This is a genomic window from Neisseria sp. P0022.S010, from assembly GCF_051956635.1.
Genome location: NZ_JBQCXF010000270.1, coordinates 1 through 3,930 on the forward strand (window position 1 = coordinate 1; position 3,930 = coordinate 3,930).

Consider the following 3,930-nt stretch of genomic DNA (forward strand, 5'->3'; position numbering starts at 1 on the left):
GTATTGTTGGAGTTGCACGATGCGTCCGAGCTGGAAAAATGCCGCAACATGACCACGCCGTTGTGGGGCGTCAACAACCGCAACCTGCGTACGTTTGAAGTGACCCTGCAACAAACCCTCGACCTCTTGCCCGAATTAAACGGCAAAACTGTTGTTACCGAAAGCGGCATCCGCAACAAAGAAGACGTTGATTTCATGCGCGGCCATGGCGTGCATACTTTCCTGATCGGCGAAACCTTTATGCGTGCCGACGACATAGAAGCAGAAGTCAAAAAACTGTTTTAAACCCTAAAAAACATCAGGCCGTCTGAATTTTCAGACGGCCTGAATCCATTGGAGACGAGAAAAAATGTTTACCGTACAGCGCATTTACGCCTATCAACCCGATTCTAAACAAACCGCCGTCTTTATCGACCGCCTCTATCCGCGCGGCGTCCATAAAGAAGTTTTCGCTACGGCACTTTGGTTGAAAGACATTACGCCCAGTGCAAACCTGCGCCGCTGGTATCATGAAAATCCGGCTCAAAATTTTGACGGTTTTGTCAGCCGTTATCACGAAGAGCTGCAAGGCGATGCCGAGCAGGCCGCCATCAAGCGGCTACTGGATTTGGAAAAACAACACGGCAATATTTTGTTGCTGACCGCCGTCAAAGACCCCCGACATTCCCACGTTTCCGCACTGGCTCAATTTTTGGGCGCAACGTTTGAATATCGTGATTAAAAAATCAGTGTTTGAGCTGAATACAAAAAGGCCGTCTGAAATCAAGGTTTCAGGCGGCCTGCTATTTTCAAATCAAGAAGGATAAGGGTGTGCCACCAATTTTCCGTCTATGTATTCGCCGATATAGACTTGCGAGGCTTCAAGGTGGAGGCGGTCGAGTTCTTGTTGCAGCCACTCTTCGTCACGCTTAATGATTTCGAGGATGTCGGGGTCGACTTGGCCGTCTGTAATCAGCGGATAGCGCAGGCTCTCGTCGCCGTACTTAATGACGGCGAGCTGGCCGTTTTGTTCCAACACGGCACGTTTGACGGCAGAGATTTCGTAGATGCCGGCGGCGCGGAGTTTGAACATGAGGTCGTGTGCGCTGATGCCGTTTTTCATACATTCTTCTGCTTGGACTTCGCCGTTGACGATGATCCAAACGGATTTACCGTCAATCACGGATTTGACCCAGTGGTTGTGGTTTTTGATGAATTTCAGGCTCAAGACCAACAGCGTCCACAAAATCAGTACGAGGAAAAATTGCAGCAGGCTGACGCTGTCGCTGTAAATCACGCCGCCGATGATGGCGCCGAGTACATAGTTTTGCACTTGGTCCATGGCGGAGGTCGGCGCGAGGTTGCTTTTGGCTAAGAGGTGGATTTGCAAAATCAAACCTAAAATACCCATCAGTAGTTTGAGGGCGAGCAGGGAGTATGCTTCCATGTGTGTATCCTGTTATTCTTTATCGATGAGTTCGATATTGTTGTTGACCAAATTGATGGGCGTCAGCGTGTAGGCGGAGAAGTCTTGATTGAAATGGACTTCATAGTATTGGCTTTTGATGCCGATAATCATGCCGTCGAATAGGCGCGTGCTGTTGACGATGATGTCTTGTTTTTCAACTTTTTGTTTTTCAATCAAGGCATTGAGAAAACCCACCATGCTCGAAGTATCGGAGGCAAAGTTTTGACGCTCGCTGTACGAAAGATATTGCGTGCTGCCGATGAGGATGAGCAATAGCAGCGCAATAATGCTCAGGTCGCGGTATTTGGTGTCCATGCGGTGGCGCAGGTATTGCGATACGGCGAGCATGAGTATGACGAGGGTGGCGAAAATCAGGACGTATTTCAAGTAGTCGTCGAAATACATATGGTTTTCAAGATAAAAGAGGGAAAAGAATTTCATGGTATTTGATAAATTTGGGAGGGGTAATCAGGCCGTCTGAAACTTACATTTCAGACGGCCTCGTCTATTAAACAAGGATGTTGCGTTAAGTTTTCAAAATAGGGTGTTTTTAAAGCGGTATCAGTTGATAAATCCATCGTCTTTCATTTTCTTTTCGGATATGTATTTAATTGTACATTCATACACATATATATTTTTGATAGGTATTGGGTAGTATCACGGCAAGATCTTCCAGTGTCCAATTTCTATTGGACTGAAAGGTGGGAGAGTTTAATTCTTGCTGTTCGATTTTTTGCCACTCTGTGTTGGCTTTTGGGGCGAATTCTTTGGTAGTTTTTTCGAATGCGCGAATACCGATACGGTTTCTCTTGCTGTATATTCTGCCTGCCAAGTAACGTTGTTCAGGAAACTCATGCTCATGCCCCTTCAAGTTACCACTGCAATAGTTTTGAGTAGCTTCAGTATCAGCCAGCCGATCGGCATCGTGTAAAACAGCAAGATAGTGGCTTTTACCTTGCAAAATCAGCCAAGCTGCGAAGCCATAAGTATTGTATTTATGCTTACCACCGTACACCAAAGATAGCGCAGACCAAATTAATCTATTGGGACTGGCAATAATTGTGCATTCGTACATCTTAAAGAAATAATCAAAATATAATAAATCCTCATCTGGTAAAGATTCCAATAACCGATTCAAGTTTTGGTTGAATTCTCCAATATTGCGAGATTCAGGACGTGCTTGATCAATGATGTTCCAAAAATCGTTGATTGTCATGGCTCCAATCTTCCGAACAATCCGAGACAGGCATAGACGCCGAGCTTAAACACGTTCTTTTTCCAAAATGACGACGTAGGCTTCACGCACGAAAAACAGCAGCATGCGGCGCTGGTCTTTTTCCATGGTAACAACCTTCCAGCCTTGTGAGGCGTGGCTGTTGAGGAAATCGCTGAATTTGACCGGATTGATTTTGGCGCTGCCGAAAATCAAGCTGGAAAGCAGGTTCTCTTGATAAATGATGGCTTTATATTCTTTCATTTTATTCCTTTGAAAAATCAGGGGGCTTTAAAGCCCCCTGATTCTACTCCTTATTATTCAATTGCGGTAATACGGAGCCTTCGCCCAAGGACAACAAACCGCTTTGCGAGTAAATACCCAGTTTGGCGCGGGTGTCGGTGATGTCGAGGTTGCGCATGGTCAGTTGGCCGATGCGGTCGAGCGGTGTGAACGCTGCGTCTTCGACTTTTTCCATGCTCAGGCGTTCCGGTTGGTAGGTCAGGTTGGGCGATTCGGTGTTCAGAATCGAGTAGTCGTTGCCGCGGCGCAGCTCGAGGGTTACTTCGCCGGTGATGGCTTTGGCGACCCAGCGTTGGGCGGTTTCGCGCAACATGAGGGCTTGGCTGTCAAACCAGCGGCCTTGGTAGAGCAGGCGGCCGAGGCGCAGGCCGTTGATGCGGTATTGTTCGATGGTGTCTTCGTTGTGGATGCCGGTCACCAAGCGTTCGTAGGCGATGTGGAACAATGCCATGCCCGGGGCTTCGTAGATGCCGCGCGATTTGGCTTCGATGATGCGGTTTTCGATTTGGTCGCTCATGCCCAAACCGTGGCGGCCACCGATGCGGTTGGCTTCGAGGAAGAGTTCGACGGGGTCGGCGTATTCTTTGCCGTTCAGTGCAACGGGCACGCCTTCTTCAAAGCGCACGCTGACTTCTTCGGGTTTGACTTCGACGTTTTCGTCCCAAAAGGCAACGCCCATGATGGGTTTGACGATTTTGATGCCGCTGTTGAGGAATTCCAAATCTTTGGCTTCATGTGTCGCGCCGAGCATATTGGAGTCGGTGGAATAGGCTTTCTCCACCGACATTTTGTAGTTGAAGCCGTTGGCAATCAGAAATTCGCTCATTTCGTGACGGCCGCCGAGTTCGTCGATAAATTGTTGGTCGAGCCAAGGTTTGTAGATTTTCAGCGCGGGATTGGTCAAGAGGCCGTAGCGGTAGAAACGCTCGATGTCGTTGCCTTTGTAGGTGCTGCCGTCGCCCCAGAT

At 48.2% G+C, this 3,930-nt stretch carries 6 protein-coding genes and 1 pseudogene; 2 read left to right on the forward strand and 5 right to left on the reverse strand.

What is annotated here, in order from left to right:
• A pseudogene (gene trpC, locus ACTHUT_RS15060) lies at positions 1-285 on the forward strand (indole-3-glycerol phosphate synthase TrpC); the annotation flags it as partial.
• Positions 286-349: 64 nt separating this feature from the next.
• Entirely contained in the window at positions 350-721 is a 372-nt protein-coding gene (locus ACTHUT_RS15065) for a DUF488 domain-containing protein (RefSeq protein WP_036493639.1), read from the forward strand.
• A gap of 72 nt (positions 722-793) precedes the next feature.
• Here ACTHUT_RS15065 and ACTHUT_RS15070 read toward each other — a convergent pair whose 3' ends face one another.
• From ACTHUT_RS15070 to argG, 5 genes are all read right to left on the reverse strand, one after another.
• Positions 794-1,426 carry a DUF421 domain-containing protein gene (locus ACTHUT_RS15070; protein WP_440386571.1) on the reverse strand — a complete coding sequence of 211 codons (633 nt, stop codon included), beginning with the start codon at positions 1,424-1,426 and terminating at the stop codon, positions 794-796.
• Positions 1,427-1,438: 12 nt separating this feature from the next.
• A complete protein-coding gene (locus ACTHUT_RS15075; protein WP_440386570.1) occupies positions 1,439-1,888 on the reverse strand; it encodes a DUF3290 domain-containing protein in 450 nt (149 codons plus the stop codon).
• Positions 1,889-2,066: 178 nt separating this feature from the next.
• Positions 2,067-2,663, reverse strand: a complete 597-nt coding sequence (locus ACTHUT_RS15080; RefSeq protein WP_003749374.1) for a DUF4240 domain-containing protein — start codon at positions 2,661-2,663, stop codon at positions 2,067-2,069.
• A gap of 45 nt (positions 2,664-2,708) precedes the next feature.
• On the reverse strand, positions 2,709-2,924 hold the full coding sequence (locus ACTHUT_RS15085) for a DUF4177 domain-containing protein (RefSeq protein ID WP_295700129.1): 216 nt from the start codon (positions 2,922-2,924) through the stop codon (positions 2,709-2,711).
• A 43-nt stretch (positions 2,925-2,967) separates the two neighbouring features.
• Positions 2,968-3,930, reverse strand: a 963-nt coding sequence (gene argG / locus ACTHUT_RS15090; RefSeq protein ID WP_440418980.1) for an argininosuccinate synthase, incomplete at its 5' end; no start/stop codon positions are given.